Source organism: Acidovorax sp. LjRoot118, from assembly GCF_964253575.1.
Lineage (GTDB): Bacteria > Pseudomonadota > Gammaproteobacteria > Burkholderiales > Burkholderiaceae_C > Acidovorax.
In genome coordinates, this window is the sequence record NZ_CAXURB020000001.1 from 5,664,045 (window position 1) to 5,680,420 (window position 16,376).

15 protein-coding genes are annotated in these 16,376 nt (G+C 68.4%); 5 read left to right on the plus strand and 10 right to left on the minus strand.

All coding sequences use genetic code 11. The features are described 5' to 3' along the window. Positions 1-6: 6 nt before the first annotated feature. On the minus strand, positions 7-738 hold the full coding sequence (locus ACSQ9E_RS26555; protein WP_436219616.1) for an IclR family transcriptional regulator: 732 nt from the start codon (positions 736-738) through the stop codon (positions 7-9). A gap of 147 nt (positions 739-885) precedes the next feature. Further along, complete coding sequence (locus ACSQ9E_RS26560) at positions 886-1,140, minus strand: acyl-CoA-binding protein (protein WP_007860945.1); 255 nt, start codon at positions 1,138-1,140, stop codon at positions 886-888. Positions 1,141-1,441: 301 nt separating this feature from the next. Between ACSQ9E_RS26560 and ACSQ9E_RS26565 the strand changes: the two genes are divergently transcribed. Beyond that, positions 1,442-2,935 (plus strand): wax ester/triacylglycerol synthase family O-acyltransferase, encoded by a 1,494-nt coding sequence (locus ACSQ9E_RS26565; RefSeq protein ID WP_436220268.1) that lies wholly within the window; start codon positions 1,442-1,444, stop codon positions 2,933-2,935. 4 nt (positions 2,936-2,939) lie between these two features. After that, entirely contained in the window at positions 2,940-3,503 is a 564-nt protein-coding gene (locus ACSQ9E_RS26570; RefSeq protein WP_436219617.1) for a DUF922 domain-containing Zn-dependent protease, read from the plus strand. Between the two features lies 1 nt (position 3,504). Here ACSQ9E_RS26570 and ACSQ9E_RS26575 read toward each other — a convergent pair whose 3' ends face one another. Further along, the gene (locus ACSQ9E_RS26575; RefSeq protein WP_436219618.1) at positions 3,505-4,083 is read right to left on the minus strand and encodes a TetR/AcrR family transcriptional regulator; all 579 of its coding nucleotides are present in this window, start codon (positions 4,081-4,083) and stop codon (positions 3,505-3,507) included. A 98-nt stretch (positions 4,084-4,181) separates the two neighbouring features. Here ACSQ9E_RS26575 and ACSQ9E_RS26580 point away from each other — a divergent pair, with 98 nt between their 5' ends. Continuing rightward, positions 4,182-4,649, plus strand: a complete 468-nt coding sequence (locus ACSQ9E_RS26580) for a DUF1348 family protein (RefSeq protein ID WP_436219619.1) — start codon at positions 4,182-4,184, stop codon at positions 4,647-4,649. Position 4,650: 1 nt separating this feature from the next. Here ACSQ9E_RS26580 and ACSQ9E_RS26585 read toward each other — a convergent pair whose 3' ends face one another. Together ACSQ9E_RS26585 and ACSQ9E_RS26590 are read right to left on the minus strand one after the other, a co-directional pair. Beyond that, the gene (locus tag ACSQ9E_RS26585) at positions 4,651-5,748 is read right to left on the minus strand and encodes a M14 family metallopeptidase (RefSeq protein WP_436219620.1); all 1,098 of its coding nucleotides are present in this window, start codon (positions 5,746-5,748) and stop codon (positions 4,651-4,653) included. 99 nt (positions 5,749-5,847) lie between these two features. Next, on the minus strand, positions 5,848-7,056 hold the full coding sequence (locus tag ACSQ9E_RS26590) for a M20 aminoacylase family protein (RefSeq protein ID WP_428002708.1): 1,209 nt from the start codon (positions 7,054-7,056) through the stop codon (positions 5,848-5,850). 83 nt (positions 7,057-7,139) lie between these two features. Between ACSQ9E_RS26590 and argE the strand changes: the two genes are divergently transcribed. After that, complete coding sequence (gene argE / locus ACSQ9E_RS26595; RefSeq protein WP_428002709.1) at positions 7,140-8,297, plus strand: acetylornithine deacetylase; 1,158 nt, start codon at positions 7,140-7,142, stop codon at positions 8,295-8,297. Positions 8,298-8,310: 13 nt separating this feature from the next. Here the strand turns inward: argE and ACSQ9E_RS26600 are convergent, their stop codons facing one another. Beyond that, a complete protein-coding gene (locus tag ACSQ9E_RS26600) occupies positions 8,311-9,459 on the minus strand; it encodes an ABC transporter substrate-binding protein (protein ID WP_436219621.1) in 1,149 nt (382 codons plus the stop codon). Positions 9,460-9,584: 125 nt separating this feature from the next. Here ACSQ9E_RS26600 and ACSQ9E_RS26605 point away from each other — a divergent pair, with 125 nt between their 5' ends. Continuing rightward, on the plus strand, positions 9,585-11,672 hold the full coding sequence (locus ACSQ9E_RS26605; RefSeq protein WP_436219622.1) for a molybdopterin-containing oxidoreductase family protein: 2,088 nt from the start codon (positions 9,585-9,587) through the stop codon (positions 11,670-11,672). 4 nt (positions 11,673-11,676) lie between these two features. Here ACSQ9E_RS26605 and ACSQ9E_RS26610 read toward each other — a convergent pair whose 3' ends face one another. From ACSQ9E_RS26610 to ACSQ9E_RS26625, 4 genes are all read right to left on the minus strand, one after another. Further along, complete coding sequence (locus ACSQ9E_RS26610; RefSeq protein ID WP_436219623.1) at positions 11,677-13,311, minus strand: MFS transporter; 1,635 nt, start codon at positions 13,309-13,311, stop codon at positions 11,677-11,679. Further along, positions 13,301-13,711 carry a DoxX family protein gene (locus tag ACSQ9E_RS26615; protein WP_436219624.1) on the minus strand — a complete coding sequence of 137 codons (411 nt, stop codon included), beginning with the start codon at positions 13,709-13,711 and terminating at the stop codon, positions 13,301-13,303. Before ACSQ9E_RS26615 ends, ACSQ9E_RS26610 begins: the two co-directional genes overlap by 11 nt. Then, positions 13,711-15,600, minus strand: a complete 1,890-nt coding sequence (locus tag ACSQ9E_RS26620) for an amidohydrolase (RefSeq protein ID WP_436219625.1) — start codon at positions 15,598-15,600, stop codon at positions 13,711-13,713. The genes ACSQ9E_RS26615 and ACSQ9E_RS26620 overlap by 1 nt, the downstream gene beginning before the upstream one ends. A 93-nt stretch (positions 15,601-15,693) precedes the next feature. Then, positions 15,694-16,347: a hydrolase gene (locus tag ACSQ9E_RS26625; protein WP_436219626.1), complete on the minus strand. Its 654-nt coding sequence runs from the start codon at positions 16,345-16,347 to the stop codon at positions 15,694-15,696. Positions 16,348-16,376 lie beyond the last annotated feature (29 nt).

Sequence of the window (16,376 nt, forward strand, 5' to 3'; positions counted from 1 at the left end):
CAGTGCTCAGCCGATCTGGCCGCCCAGGCTGCGTGCGGCTTCGAGCACGCTTTTCACGTAGCGCTCGTCGTAGCGGTGGGCCGGCATGGTCAGCGTGACGGCAGCAGCCACCGTGCCATCGGCCGCAAACACCGGCGCCGAGATGCCCGCGACCTCGCTGAGCCGGTCGCCCACGCTGGCCAGGTGGCCGTCGGCGCGGATGCGCGCGTAGAGCGCGCGGTCGTGGCGGCCGAGCGAGTTGGACAGCGCAGCGTCGAAGGCCACCAGCACGCGCCCGCCCGTGCCCCGATCCAGCGGCAGCAGGTCGCCTGCGCGGATATGGTCGCGGATGGGGTGCGGCGAGTCCACGCGGAACTGGCACAGCCGCGCATCGCCCTGGCGCACGTGGTAGGCCGCGCTCTCGCCCGTGGCGGCCACCAGCTCGCGCAGCACGGGCAGCACCACCCGGTCGAGCGAGAACGAGGCGGCATACAGCGCATGCAGCCGCCCCACCTCGGGCCCGATGGCATAGCGGCCGTCGTCCAGGCGCTGCACCCAGCGCGCATGCTCGAGCGAGGCCAAGAGGCGCAGTGCCGTGCTCTTGTACAGCCGGGTGCGCGTGGCCAGCTCGGTCAAGGCCAGCGGCCCGTCGCCCTGGCGGAAGGCGGCCATCAGGCTCAGGGCGCGGTCCACGGCAGCCGCGCCGCCCGGGGCGGCATCGGCATCGGCAACGGATTCGGAAACGGCTTTGCGGGGCATGGAGACCAGGGTGCGCGAAGGAGTCGCCCAAGAGAATGAGGTTCTGTCTATTGAAACATTGATGCCCCGACCCGTCCAGCCCGTGCCGCAACGCCCATGAAAAAGCGGCCCGCAGGCCGCTCGGTCAGTCGCGGGGTATGGCCCGGATCAGCTGAGCTCGGTGATCAGGTCGATGTACTGCTGCTTGGCGGCATCGGCCTCGGTGCCCTTGAGCGCGTTCCAGGCATCCCACTTGGCGCGGCCCACCATGTCCGAGAAGCTGGGCTTCTTTTCGGTGTTGTCGCCCACGGTGGCCTGCTTGTACAGCGCGTAGATCTTGAGCAGCGTGGCGTTGTTGGGGCGCTCGCTCAGGTTCTCGGAATTGGCTTTGGCGGCTTCGAAGGCGGCGTTCAGGTCGGCCATGGGGTTGCTCCTTGGGGTTCGAAAGATGGGGGAGGGAAAGAACGGTGTCGGCAATGGTTTGCGGCGTTGTATCTTACGGTCTGCACAAGGCCCTGCGCTGTGCAATCCATAGAGGCAAGCCCCCAAAACAACCACAACAGGTGTACATCCGATGGTGACCCGCATTGCTGCTCCAACCACCGCCCGCCCGGAGGGCCTCGCCAATTCGCTGAACGCGGCATCCACGGTCGCCCGCAAGGCGCGGGCCACCACCGCAGCAGCCGCCCAGGCCTTGCCACCCGCTGCGCGCAAGGCTGCGGGCATGGTGCAAAAGAACGTGCGCCGCGCCGCCACCGGCATGCTCGGCCTGTCGGGCGAGCGCATGAGCAAGGTCGACACGGCCTGGCTGCGCATGGACTCGGGCAGCAACCTGATGATGATCAACGGCGTGTGGACGCTGGCCCCCGGCATCGCCTGGGAGGCGCTGTGCGAGCGCGTGCAGCAGCGCCTGCTGCAGTACCCGCGCTTTCGCCAGCGCGTGGTCGAAGACGCGGCCGGCGCCACCTGGGTCGAAGACCGCCAGTTCGATATTGCCGCCCACGTGCTGCGCGAGACCCTGCCCCAGGAACCGGGCCAGAGCATGCAGCGCGCCCTGCAGGACCGTGTGGGCGAGTTGGCCATGCAGCCGCTGGACCCGCGTCGCCCGCTGTGGCAGATGCACCTGGTCGAGAACTTCACGGGCGACGACGGCCAGCAGGGCAGCGCGCTGATCGTGCGCATCCACCACTGCATCGCCGACGGCATCGCCCTGATCTCGGTCACCATGTCCATCGTGGACGGCGGCTCCGAGCCCCCCAAGCGCAGCCGCAAGGAGCGCGAGGCCGCCGCGACGGCCGAGGACTGGATCGCCGACGCGCTGATCAAGCCCCTGGCCGGACTCACCGTGAAGGCGCTGGACCTCGCGGGCGATGGCGCGGCGCGCTCGTTCAAGGTGCTGGGCGACCCCGAGAAGGCCATGCAGCACGGCCTGGCCGGCACCATGGACATGGCGCGCGTGGCCTACCAGCTGGTGAGCGACGCGGCCGCCCTGGCGCTGATGCCCGACGATTCGCCCACCCGCCTGAAAGGTCAGCCCGGCCGGGCCAAGCGCGTGGCGTGGTGCCCGCCGATCCCGCTCGAAGAGGTCAAGGCCATCGGCAAGGCGCTCAACTGCTCGATCAACGATGTCTTGATGTCCTGCGTGGCGGGTGCCATCGGGGGCTATCTGCGCAGCCAGGGCGACGACCCTGCGGGCCAGGAGATCCGCGCCATGATCCCCGTGAACCTGCGCCCCATGGAGGAGGCCTGGAAGCTGGGCAACCGCTTCGGCCTGGTGCCGCTGGTGCTGCCCATCGGCGTCGCCAACCCGGTGGAGCGCGTCTACGAGGTGCGCCGGCGCATGAATGCCCTGAAGGGCAGCACCCAGCCCATCCTCGCGTTCGCGATGCTGGCCGTAGCGGGACTGATGATCAAGCCCGCGCAGGACGCGTTGCTCAACCTCTTTGGCCGCAAGACCACGGCGGTCATGACCAATGTGCCCGGCCCCAAGGAGCAGCTCACGCTGTGTGGCGCGCGCGTCACGCAGTGCATGTTCTGGGTGCCGCAGTCGGGGGACATCGGCCTGGGGGTCTCCATCCTGAGCTACGGCGGCGGCGTGCAGTTCGGCGTGATCACCGACACCACGCTGTGCCCCGAGCCCCAGCTCATCATCGATGCGTTCGCACCCGAGTTCGACCAGCTCTCGTTGCTCACGCTGATGCTGCCCTGGGGAGATTGACACCTTGCGCGGGCTCGCCGTTCTGGCGCTGGCCGTGCCACTGCTCCAAGCTACCGCCGGCGCCGCCGTGGTGCAGGAGCATGTGCAGCGGCCCTACCCTGTGCAATTGCAGCCCGGCCAGACATTGCGCCAGGCACTCCAGGCGGCCACGCCCATCGTGGTGGATGGCCGCCGCTTCCATGGCTACACGCGCTGGAATGTGCGCTGGAACTACCGCTGGTGGCGCGAGGCCTCGGGTCGCTGCGCGATCACGGAGGTCACCACACGCCTTTCCACCGAAGTGCAGTTGCCGGAACTGCACAACGCCTCGCCGCAGCAGCAGGCCACCTTTGACCGCTACCTGCGCGCCTTGGCGCAGCATGAGCAGGGGCATGCGCAGTTCGGGCGGGATGCGGCCCAGGCCATCGACCAGGGCATTGCCCGGCTGCCTGCGGCGGCCGATTGCGTCACGCTGGAACGCAACGCCGACGCGCTGGGCCGCCGCCTGTTGCAGGAGCACGTGGAACGCGAGAAGCAGTACGACCGGGATACCGGCCACGGCGCCTCGCAGGGCGCACGGCTGGAGTAGGTCAGCGCCGGGGCTGCAATGCGGGCAAGAGGCGCGACACGCTGGCCAGCACCGCGGGCACCGGCTCACCCAGTTGTGCCCGCACGATGGCACCCTCCACCACCAGGGCCAGTGCCTGGGCATCCTGCGCCTGCGTGGCCGATGGCGGCAACAGCATGGCCAACAGGTCTGTCATGTCCTGCTTGTGGCGGCGGGCGATGGCGTTGACCTCGGGCACGGTATCGCCCAGTTCGCTCACGCTGTTGATGAAGGCGCAGCCCCGGAAGTCCTCACGGGTGAACCACTCGCCCAACGCAGGCGCCAGGGCCGCCAATCCGGTGCCGGCCTTGCCATGGCGCGCCAGCGCATCGGCGAACCAGGCCATCCACAGGGCGTGGCGCATCTCCAGGTAGGCGCAGACGAGATCGTTCTTGCTCGGGAAGTGCCGGTAGAAGGTCACCTTGGTCACACCGGACTCGGCAATCACCTTGTCGATGCCGGTGGCACGGATGCCCTCGCGATAGAACAACCGGTGCGCTGTGTACAGCAGGCGCTCGCGCGCAGGCAGATCGTGGACTTCGGGGAGGGGAGCAAGCAGCATGGCGCCATTGTAGACAAATCTGTCTACATGCGTTTATGATGGCGATGTAGACAGATTTGTCTACATTCAACTGACCTGACCGTACCGAGGTACCGCCCATGGAATCCCGCCCGCCCCTGCCCCCTTTCTCCCTGGAAACCGCCATCAAGAAAGTCCGCCTGGCCGAAGACGGCTGGAACTCCCGCGACCCGGCCCGTGTGGTGCTGGCCTATACCGAGGACACGCGCTGGCGCAACCGCGCCGAGTTTCCCGTGGGGCGCGAAGCGGCGCGCCAGTTCCTCGAACGCAAGTGGGCGCGCGAGCTCGACTACCGGCTCATCAAGGAAATCTGGGCGTTCAGCTCGCACCGCATCGGGGTGCGCTTCGCCTACGAATGGCACGATGACGCGGGCAACTGGTATCGCAGCCACGGCAACGAGAACTGGGAGTTCAACGACGCCGGGCTGATGGCCGTGCGCCACGCCAGCATCAACGACCAGCCGATCCAGGCGGCGGACCGTCTGTTCTTCTGGCCCCAGGGCCGGCGCCCGGACGACCATCCGGGGCTGACCGAGCTGGGCCTGTAAGTCAGTTGCTCAAGCCGTCCACGGCTTGGAACATCGATTGGCGCGCCTGGCTCACGATCTGGCCCTTCCAGGCGTCGGTGTCCGTGTAGAACGCTTCCATCATCTGCGCCTTGATCTGCTTTGCCTGCTCGGCCGGCGCCCGGGGATGCAGGTTGAGCCACTGCTCGGCGCGGATCGCGTTCATCACGTCGAGCACCGGCACGGTGCCATATTCCATAGCGATGCCGGTGCTCTCGGCGTGCGGGCATTCGTCGTAGATCGCGTTCCACATCAGCCCGGTGAGGAAGGCCGAGGTCGAGGAGCCGTCGTAGATCGAGGTCACCGGCGTGGCGCCGCCGCCATCCCACCAGGCACGGGCACGCGCCACCGAGGCAGCGTCGTCCTTGCCCGCGTAGATGCGTTCGCCGTGGCCGCTGGGGCCCAGGCCGGTGTGCAGGTCGATCCAGGCGATCTGCGATGCACGGGCGCCATGCTGGCGCAGCACCTGGCGCAGCGTGCGGTTGCTCCAGGTGGGCTCGGTGCCGCCGAAGAACACGCCTTCGGGAAACTCGTGCTGGCCGCGCGAGATGGCGGCCTGCCAGGATGCCTCGCCTTTGGTGTCTATGTACCGCTGCACGGCCGCCAGGTTGTCGGCCGACGGTGGCCACACTTCAGGCAGCAGCAGCGGCTGCACCTCGCGGTAGGCCTCGTTCACGGGCAGGGGCTGGCTGAAATCCTGGAAGTTTCGGTTCAGGTCCACGTTCTCGTGCGTGAAGCGGCGCACGTGCGAGAAGCCATAGGGGTTGAGCGCATGGATGTAGAGCGTGGCCACGCCCGCGGCATGCGCCTTGTCGCGCCACTCCTGGTCGTGCAGCGCAAACACCTGCACGCCGCTGCCGCAGTAGCCTTCCACGCCGTGGCAGGCGCTGCTCACGATGAGCAGCTTGGTCGCATCGGCCGGGCCGTCGCGCACCACGTCCATGGCCAGGTCTTCACCATCGCGCCCTTTGAGTGGGTGGGCATGCGACTCGATGGGCAGGCCCGCTGCGGCCGCGCCCTCGAGAAACTTCTTGCGGGCCTGGGCGTAGCTGGGCGAAAAGGCGTCGACGATGCCGATCATGGGCGGTTGCTTTCGTGGGTGGGGTCGGGAACACAAGAAAACCCGGGGCACGCGAGGGCGCCCAGGGCTTCAGGAAAGAGACGACAACGGGTGTCGCTATCAGGCCGTCGTAGGCTGCGCCAGCCAGTCCTCGGCCAGCTTCACCCAGTAGGTCGCACCCAGCGGGATCAGGTCGTCGTTGAAGTCGTAGCTCGGGTTGTGCAGCGTGCAGGGGCCGCCGCCATGGCCCATCTCGCGGTGCGCGCCGTCGCCGTTGGCGATGAAGCAGTAGGCACCGGGCTTGGCCTGCAGCATGAAGGCGAAGTCTTCCGCGCCCATGGTGGGCTCCTGCACCAGCACGTTGGCCTCGCCCACGATGCCGGCCATGACCTTGCGCGCGAACTCGGCCTCGGCCGGCGAGTTCACGGTGGGCGGGTAGTTGCGGTGAAAGTGGAACTCGCAGGTGGCGTCGTGCGCGGCGCAGGTGTGCTCGGCCACCTGCTTCATGCGCTTTTCGATCATGTCCAGCACCTCGATGGAGAAGGTGCGCACCGTGCCCTGCAGCTCGCAGCTGTCGGGCACCACGTTGGTGGCCTCGCCCGCGTGCACCATGGTCACCGAGATCACACCCGCATCCACCGGCTTCTTGTTGCGGCTGATGATGGTCTGGAAGGCCTGCACCATCTGGCAGGCGATCGGCACCGGGTCGATGCCGTTGTGCGGCAACGCCGCATGGCTGCCCTTGCCGCGGATGGTGATCTTGAACTCGTTGCTCGACGCCATCACCGGGCCGGGGCTCACGGCGAACTGGCCCACGGGCATGCCGGGCCAGTTGTGCATGCCGTACACCGCCTGCATGGGGAACTGTTCGAACAGGCCGTCGGTGATCATCTCGCGCGCACCGCCACCGCCCTCTTCGGCCGGCTGGAAGATCAGGTACACGGTGCCGTCGAAGTTGCGGTGCTTGGCGAAGTGCTGCGCCGCCGCCAGCAGCATGGCGGTATGGCCATCGTGCCCGCAGGCGTGCATCTTGCCGGTGTGCTTGCTGGCATGGGCAAAGGTGTTGAACTCCTGCATGGGCAGCGCATCCATGTCGGCGCGCAGGCCAATGGCCCGGCCGCTGGCACCCCCGTCGCGCCCCTTGACGATGCCCACCACGCCCGTGGTGCCCAGGCCCCGGTGGATGGGAATGCCCCACTCGGTGAGCTTGTTGGCCACGACGTCGGCCGTGCGCACCTCTTGGAAGCACAGCTCGGGGTGGGCGTGAATGTCCCGGCGCACCGCTGCAATACTGGCCGCCTGGGTGACGATGGAGTCAATAACGTTCATGATATGTGTCCTTACGATTTCACAGTCTAGCCCGAGAGCAACCAGCGTGCCAACCCGGGTTATTTACTACACGAGCCCTTTTCATGATTTCACCCCAAGCCCTCGAACTGGCGCAATCCCTGGTACGCATGAACACCGTGAGCCACAACTCCAACCTGGAGTTGATCCACTTCATCCGCGACCACCTGGGCCAACTGGGCGTGAAAAGCCGCCTGACCTACAACGCCGACAAGACCAAGGCCAACCTGTTCGCCACGCTGGGCGAGGGCAAGCCCGCCGGGGTGATCCTCTCGGGCCACACCGACACCGTGCCATGGGACGGCCAGGATTGGACGATGGACCCGCTGAGCGCCCTCGTCAAGGACGGCAACCTGTACGGTCGGGGCAGCGCCGACATGAAGGCCTTCATCGGCATCGCGGTCTCGCATGCCGAACAGTTCCTCGCCAGCGACGCCCCGTTTGCCCTGCACTTTGCCTTCAGCTACGACGAGGAGGTGGGCTGCTTCGGCGTCAAGGAGCTGATCGCCGACCTGCGCGACGCCAGCATCCGCCCGCTAGCCTGCATCGTGGGCGAGCCCACGAGCATGGTGCCGGCCATCGCGCACAAGGGTGTGTACCGCTACAAATGCTGCGTGCGCGGCAAGGAGGCACATTCGTCCCTCACGCCGCAGTCGGTGAACGCCATCGAGATGGCGGCGCGCGTGGTCGGCCGGGTGCGTGACATGGCCGAGGGCTTCGAGCGCAGCGAGCCTCGCTTCGAGGGCTTCGACGTGCCGTTCTCCACCGCCAGCGTGGGCCAGTTCCATGGCGGCATTGCCGACAACGTGGTGCCGCGCGACGCCGAGTTCCGCTACGAATTCCGCGACCTGCCCACCGCCAACGCCGCCCAGATGCAGTCCGAGGTGTTGGCCTATGCGCGCTCGCTCGAACCCGCGATGCAGAAGGTGGCCCCGCAGACGGGCTTTTCTTTCGAGACCATCTGCGAGATCCCGAGCTTTCTGGGCAACAAGGACGATGCCGTGACCCGCCTGGCGCAGGAACTCAGCGGCGAGCAAGGCACCACCCTGGTGGCCTTCGGCACCGAAGCGGGGCTGTTCAAGAACGCCGGCATCCCCACGGTAGTGTGCGGCCCTGGCAGCATCCAGCAGGCCCACCAGCCCGATGAGTTCGTGAGCCTTGCGCAATTGGGCCGCTGCGAGGCCTTCATGCAGGGGCTGGCACGCACCAAGGCCTTCGGCTGAAACAGGAAGGCCGTCAGGTCCTCACGCGCCCATCACCGGTCAGCATCGACATTTCCACAAAATGCGATGCCGCATGGTCCGTGGCGCTGTACGACACCTGAAAGCCCGAGATGGCCTGCGAGCCCAGGCCTTCGAGCCCGGCGATCAGGCCTTCGCGGGTGATCTTGCCGCTGCCATTGGCCTGGCGCAGGCCCTCGGCAAAGACGCGCGCAGCGACATAGCCCTCCATGCTGGAGTAGTTGGCCTGCACCTTGTCGCCACCTTTCTTGATGGCTTCGAGAAACTCGCGCGTGATCTGGCGCGAGGGCTGGTAGGGCGAGGGCATGACCTGCGAGACCACCACCCCGGCACCGTCCTTGCCCAGTTCGTCGGCCAAGGCCTGCGTACCCACGAAGGACACGTTGTAGAACGTGCCGCCAAACCCCGCCTTGCGCGCGGCGCGCACGAAGGCGGCGCTGCCCGCATAGGCGGCGATCTGCACCACGGCATCGGGCTTGGCGGCCACCAGCTTGTCCACCGCGGCCTTCACGTCCACCGAATTGCGCTCCACCGTGGCCGTGGCCGCGGGCGCCAGCTTCTGCTCGGTCAGCGCACGCACCACGCCGTCGAGCCCGGCCTTGCCATAGGCATCGTTCTGGTAGAAGACCGCGATCTTCTTGATCCCCAGGTTGGTGAGCTGGCGCACGATGAGTGCGGTTTCGTCGTAGTACGAGGCCCGCACATGGAACACCAGCCGGTTGAACGGTTGGCGCAACGCCTCGGCCCCCGTGAAGGGGCCGAAGAACGGCACCTTCTCCTTGGTGAACAGCGGCAGCGCCGCCAGGCTGGTGGGGGTGCCGATGTAGCCGAACAGCGCAAACACGTCGTCGGCCATGAGTTTTCGGGTGTTCTCGGCGCAGCGGTCGGGCTCGTAGCCATCGTCGAGCGTGCGGATCTCGATCTGCCGCTTGCCCACGCCGCCCTGGGCATTGATCTGGTCGAAGAACAGCTTGGCGCCCTGGTGGAACTGGATGCCCAGTTGCGCGGCCGGGCCGGTGAAAGGGGCCGACTGGCCCAGCACAATGCGCCCTTCGCCTTGCGCCCGGGCCATCTGGAAGCCGCCAAGCGCCGCTGCGCCCAGCCCCACCGAAAACTGCCTGCGCCCCACTACAGTCTGGTTCATGGTGAAATCCTGGTTTCAGGGCTTTGCGCCCCATTTGCCATCGCCGCAAGGCGACCCCTCTGGAAGGGCGCGCCACGAGCGCGCAGCCTCCAGCCCCGCAGCCAGTTTAACGACCAGCCCACCAAATGCCCACGATTTCGGCCTCTGTCCCCACTGATTCCGTGCCCTTTGCCGTGCGCGGCGCCTGCCCCCATGACTGCCCCGACACCTGTGCGCTGCTGACCACCGTGGTCGATGGCGTAGCCACGCGGGTGCAGGGCAACCCAGACCACGCACACACCGATGGCGTGCTGTGTGCCAAGGTTTCGCGCTACACCGAGCGCAGCTACCACCCGGAGCGGGTGCTCACCCCCCTCAAGCGCACCGGCCCCAAGGGCAGCGGGCAGTTCACCCCGGTCACCTGGGACGAAGCGCTGGCCGACATCGCACAGCGCCTGGCCACCATCGCCGCGCACGACCCCGAAGCCATCCTGCCCTACAGCTACGCCGGCACCATGGGCATGGTGCATGGCGAGAGCATGGACCGGCGCTTCTTCCACCAGCTCGGTGCCTCGCTGCTGGACCGCACCATCTGCGCCTCGGCCGGTGCCGAGGCGCTGGTGCAGACCCTGGGTGGCAAGGTCGGCATGAAGGTGGAGTTCTTCGCCGAGGCGCAGCTGATCCTGATCTGGGGCAGCAACTCCATCGGCAGCAACCTGCACTTCTGGCGCTATGCCCAGCAGGCCAAGCGCAACGGCGCGCGGCTGGTCTGCATCGACCCGCGCAAGACCGAGACGGCCGACAAGTGCCACGAGCACATCGCCCTGCGCCCCGGCACCGATGCCGCGCTGGCCCTGGCGCTGATGCACGAACTGATCGCCCACGACTGGCTGGACCACGACTACATCGCGCGCCACACCCTGGGCTGGGAGGGCCTGCGCGAGCGCGCCCTGCAATGGCCGCCCGAGCGCGCGGCCGAGGTCTGCGGCGTGCCCGTGGAGCAGATCCGCCAGCTGGCAAAGGACTACGGCACCACCCAACCTGCCGCCATCCGCCTGAACTACGGCATGCAGCGCGTGCGCGGCGGCGGCAATGCCGTGCGCGCCGTCACCTGCCTGCCCGCGCTCACGGGCGCCTGGCGCCACCGCGCGGGCGGCATGCTGCTGTCCAGCTCGGGCCAGTACCCAGTGCAGCGCGCCGTGCTGCAGCGCCCCGACCTGCTGGCGGGCCGCCAGCCGCGCACCATCAACATGTCCACCATCGGCGACGACCTGCTGCGCCCGGCCTCGCCCGCCTTCGGCCCAGAGGTGCAGGCCGTGGTGGTCTACAACAGCAACCCCGTGGCCGTGGCGCCCGAGTCGGGCAAGGTGGTGCAGGGCTTTGCGCGCGAAGACCTGTTCACCGTGGTGCTGGAGCACTTTCGCACCGATACAGCCGACTACGCCGACTACATCTTGCCGGCCACCACGCAGCTCGAGCACTGGGACGTGCACCTGTCGTACGGCCACACCGATGTGGTGCTCAACCGGCCGGCCATCGCGCCGCTGGGCCAGGCGCGCTCGAACGCGCAGATCTTCCGCGACCTGGCGGCCCGCATGTGCTACACCAACCCCTGCTTTGCCGACAGCGACGAGACGCTGTGCCGCCAGGCCTTCGGCGATGCGGTGGACTTCGCACTGCTCGAATCGCAGGGCTTTGCCACGCTGGCCATGCCCGATGCGCCGTTTGCCGAAGGGCAATTCCCCTCGCCCTCGGGCAGGTGCGAGTTCTACAGCGCGCGCCTGGCCGCGCAGGGCCTGGACGGCCTGCCCGACCATCTGCCCAACTACGAGCTGCAGGGCAGCTCGGCCCAGTACCCGCTGGCCATGATCTCGCCGCCGGCGCGCAACTTCCTGAACTCCAGCTTCGTCAACGTGAAGAGCCTGCGCGACATCGAAGGCCGGCCGCTGTTGGAAATCCACCCCGACGACGCCGAGGCGCGCGGCATTGCCAACGACAGCATCGTGCGCGTGTTCAATGCCCGGGGCAGCTACCGCTGCCACGCCAGCGTGTCGCGCCGCGCCCGGCCCGGCGTGGTCAACGGCATGGGCATCTGGTGGCGCAAGCTGGGCCTTGACGGCACCAACGTCAACGAGATCACCAGCCAGGCCCTGACTGACCTGGGCCGCGCCCCCACCTTCTACGACTGCCTGGTGGAGGTGGAGGCCGTGGACGCGACGGACGCCGTGGCCTGAACCTTCACCCCGGCGCCAGCGCCAGGAAGTGGTGCACCACGGGCTTGCCGGGCCCCTGATGGAAGCGCAGCGCCTGGGCCTGCAGGTCGGCATCGGCCTGGGAGACGCGGTCGTGCTGGCGCAGGTGCTCGGCCCAGGACTCGACCAGGAACCATTCGATCACGCGCTCCGGCTCGCCCGTGTGCTCGGCCACGCCCCAGGCATAGGCCCCGTCACGGCGGCGCTCCGTGGCCACCAGTTGCATGGCCTGCAGGAAGGCCGGCCGGTCGGCCTTGCGGATGCGGTACTCCACCTGCACCATCACCGGACCACGGTCGTGCGCAACGGGCTCGGCCAGCAGGGGCTCGGGCCAGTGGCGCGAGGGCTGCAGGTCCGCCTCGCCCGTGGGCAGCTTCACGCGATGGAACACGAAGGCCACCACCACCAGCCCGACCGCACCGATGAGCAAGGTGGTGGCCAGCCCCGCCTGCCCAGCCACCAGGCCCCAGCCCAGGCTGCCGGCGGCCATGGCGCCGTTGAACACCATGAGGTAGATGGCCAGGCCGCGCCCGCGCACCCAGTTGGGCAGCACGGCCTGGGCCACGCCGTTGAGCGTGGTCAGCGCGATAATCCAGCCCAGCCCCAGCACCATCATCAGCGCCACGGCGGCCCATTGCGGCGGCGCCAGGGTCAGCGCCCCCATCACGGCCGCCGTGAGCAGCGAAGCCGTGAGCACCAGGCCATCGGTATCGAGCCGGCGGCGCAGCCGGGGCAGCAGCACGGCGCCCAGGATGGCACCCGCCCCCACGGCACCCAGCAGCACGCCATAGAAGCCGGCAGAGCCGCCCAGCATGCGCCGGGCCACCAGCGGCAGCAGCGCCCACACGGAGCTCGCGAACAGGAAGAACACCGCCGCGCGCAGCAGCACCACGTGCAGCTCGCGGCTGGCACGGGCATAGCGCACGCCAGCCCGGAAGGCGCCGAAGAACTGCTCGTTGCGCCCCGTGTCCACAGCGGGCGGCCGGCGCCACCACAGCAATGCCGCCACCACGAACACATAGCTCAGCACATCAAGGCCGTAGGCCGCGGCCGCGCCGAAGCTGGCCAGCAGCAGGCCGCCCACCGCCGGGCCCACGGCACGCGCGATGTTGATGCCCAGCGAGTTGAGCGCCACGGCGTTGCGCAGCTCGCTGCGCGGCACCAGCTCGGGCACGATGGACTGCCAGGTAGGCCCCATGAGGGCGGCGCCCACGCCGCCCAGGAAGGTCAGCGCGATCAGGTACTCCACCGTGAGGGTGTGGGTCTGGGCCAGCAGCAGCAGGGCGCCGCTCACGCCGGCCAGCAGGATCTGCACACCGATCAGGAAGCGCCGCCGGTCCAGGATGTCCGACAGCACGCCCGCCGGCAGCGCCAGCAGAAAGATCGGCAGCGTGGCCGCCGTCTGCACCAGGGCCACGGCCGTGGGGCTGGTGGACAGCTCGGTCACCATCCAGGCGCTGGCCACGTCGCGCATGAAGCTGCCGATGTTGCCCAGCACCGTGGCCGCCCACAGCACCGCGAACACCGGCAGGCGCAACGGTGCGAAGCTGCCGGACTGCGCAGCGGGCACTGCCGCCGGCGCTGGGGTTTCAGGATGGTGGTGGTCGTGTTCATGTGCCATGCAGGCCTCCAAGGTCGTGCCAGGCCACGAGCACCAAACCGCCCGCGAGACCCCAGTGTTCAAAGAATGCGTTGGCTGCGCGCCGGCGCTCGGCAGGCTCCGCCTGCCAGAAACGGTCGGCCAGGAATGCTGCCAGCACCGTGAAGCCCGCGAGCGCCAGGGCACCCAGCCATCGATACCAGCCCGAAACCACCAGGGCCGAGGCCCCGAGTTGCAATGCGATGGTGGCGGCCGCCAGCGGCGCGGCCGGCGCCAGGCCGAAGTGCCGCATCTCGGCCACGGCACCGGCGAAATCGCGCGCCTTGGCGAGGCCGCCCTGCAGATAGGCGGCGCACAGGCACAGCAGGGCCAGCGACTGCACCCAGGGTGCGGTCGCTGCGGAGTGAAGGGCCTCGGCCATCACACCGCCCAGCAGGCGCAGCCCAGAGCGCCCCAGAAGCCCTTGAGGTCGGCAATCGGCAGCTGGCTGCTCCAGGCCGTGGCGTGCTGGTGGCCATGCACATGGCAATCGTTGGCGCAGGCGCAGGCGGCCGCCGCGCGGCGCACCACGGCCTGCAGCGGCGCGCCTTCCTGGTCGCCCCAGCCGGCGTAGCCGCCGAAGGTGCGCACGGGCGACCAGTCGGGCATGGCCGGGGGCGGTGCGGCACCGTCGTGCGCGGCGAATTCGCCCACGCCGTAGACCACCTTGCCGCCCACCACCGTGAGCAGGGCCGTGGTGTCGGCGATGTCGGACTCGGGGCAGGCGAAGAAGTCGCGGTCGGGCACCACCAGGTCGGCGAGTTGGCCCACCTCGATGCGGCCCTTCTTGCCCTCCTCGTTGGAAAACCAGGTCACGTTCTCGGTCCACATGCGCAGCGCGGCTTCGCGGTCCAGGCAGTTGCGCTGCGGGGTCAGCTGCAGGCCACCCACCGTCTTGCCCGTGACCAGCCAGGACAGCGACACCCAGGGGTTGTACGAGGCCACGCGCGTGGCGTCGGTGCCGGCGGAGACCTTGACGCCTTTTTCGAGCATGCGCTTGACGGGCGGCGTGGCCTCGGCGGCGCCTGCGCCGTAGCGTTCGACGAAATACTCGCCCTGGTAGGCCATGCGGTGCTGCACGGCCACGCCTCCGCCCAGTGCGGCGATGCGGTCGATGGAGCGCTCCGAAATCGTCTCGGCATGGTCGAAGAACCAGTTCAAGCCGGCCAGCGGCGTGTCGCGGTTCACCTTCTCGAACACGTCGAGCGCGCGGGTGATGGTTTCGTCGTAGGTGGCATGCATGCGCCAGGGCCAGCGGTTCTGCGCCAGGATGCGCACCACGCCCTCCAGGTCGTCTTCCATCTCCGGGCCCATGTCGGGCCGGGGCTGGCGGAAGTCCTCGAAGTCGGCGGCCGAGAACACCAGCATCTCGCCCGCGCCGTTGTGGCGAAAGTAATCCGTGCCCTGCTTGTACTGCGAGGTCGCCGTCCAGTGCAGGAAGTCCTCTTTCTCCTGCTTGGGCTTTTGCGTGAACAGGTTGTAGGCCAGGCGGATGGTGAGCTGGTCGGCGTCGGCCAGTTCCTGGATCACGGCGTAGTCGTCAGGATAGGCCTGGAAGCCCCCGCCCGCATCGATGGCGCCCGTGACACCCAGGCGGTTGAGCTCGCGCATGAAGTGGCGCGTGGAATTGACCTGGTACTCGTGCGGCAGCTTCGGGCCCTTGGCCAGCGTGGCGTACAGGATGGCGGCATTGGGCTTGGCCAGCAACAGGCCAGTGGGGTTGCCCGCGCTGTCGCGCACGATCTCGCCGCCCGGGGGCGCGGGCGTCTCGCGCGTGTAGCCCACGGCGCGCAGCGCGGCGGCATTGAGCAGGGCTCGGTCGTACAGGTGCAGGATGAACACCGGCGTATCGGGCGCCACGGCATTGAGCTCGGCAATCGTGGGCAGGCGCTTTTCGGCGAACTGGTGTTCGGTGAAGCCCCCCACCACGCGCACCCACTGCGGCGCAGGCGTCACCGCCACCTGGCGGCGCAGCATGGCCATGGCGTCGGCCAGGCTGCGCACGCCGTCCCAGCGCAGCTCCATGTTGAAGTTCAGGCCGCCACGGATGATGTGCAGGTGGTTGTCGATGAGCCCGGGCAGCACAGAGCGGCCCTGCAGGTCGATGACGCGCGTGCCGGGGCCGGCCAGGGGCAGGATCTCGCGGTCCGCACCGACCTGGGCGAAGCGGCCGCCCGCGATGGCCACGGCGCTGGCCGTGGGCTGGGCCCGGTTGAGCGTGGTGAAGCGGCCGTGGTGCAGGATCAGGTCGGGCGTGCTGGTCTGGGCCATGGGAGAGGTTCCTTCAGAGGCGGGAGATGGCGAGGTGCCGCAGTATCGGGCACCCCTCGGGGCTGTTGGGTGACTCGGGGAAAGCGCAGCCCATCAACCTTCGTGCGCGTTGAACATGCTTTTCGCGTAGGTGATGCCCAAGCCGTAACCCCCGCCGAACTTCTTCGCGATGCCCGTCGTCATGTCATAGGTGTCGGTGCGGGCCCAGTCGCGCTGCAGCTCCAGCAGGTACTGCAGCGCGGTGATGGGCCGTGCACCGGCCTGCACCATGCGCTCCATGGCGCGGTGGTGGGCCTCGGTGGAGATGTCACCGCTGGCGTCGGCGATCACGTAGACCTCGAAGCCCTGGTCCAGTGCCGACAGGGCCGGCCCGACGATGCAGACGCTGGTCCACAGGCCGGCCAGCACGATGCGGCCTTTGCCGATGGCGTTGATGCGCGCTATCACGGCGGCGTCTTCCCAGGTGTTCATGGAGGTGCGATCCAACAGCGCCTGGCCGGGGAAAGGGGCCGTGACTTCCTCGAACATGGGGCCCGAGAAGCTCTTTTCGGCCACGGTGGTGAGGATGGTCGGCACCTTGAAGCCGGCCGCTGCGCTGGCCACCAGGCCGGCGTTGGAGCGCAGCGTGATCGCATCGATGGAGTGCGTGGCAAAGGCCATCTGCGATTGGAAGTCGATCATGACCAGGGTGTGGTCGTTGGGGTTGAGCAGCGTGGAACCAGCAGTAGGCTTGGCGATGGGCGTCATGGGAATCTCCTGGAAAGTGAAAGAAGGGG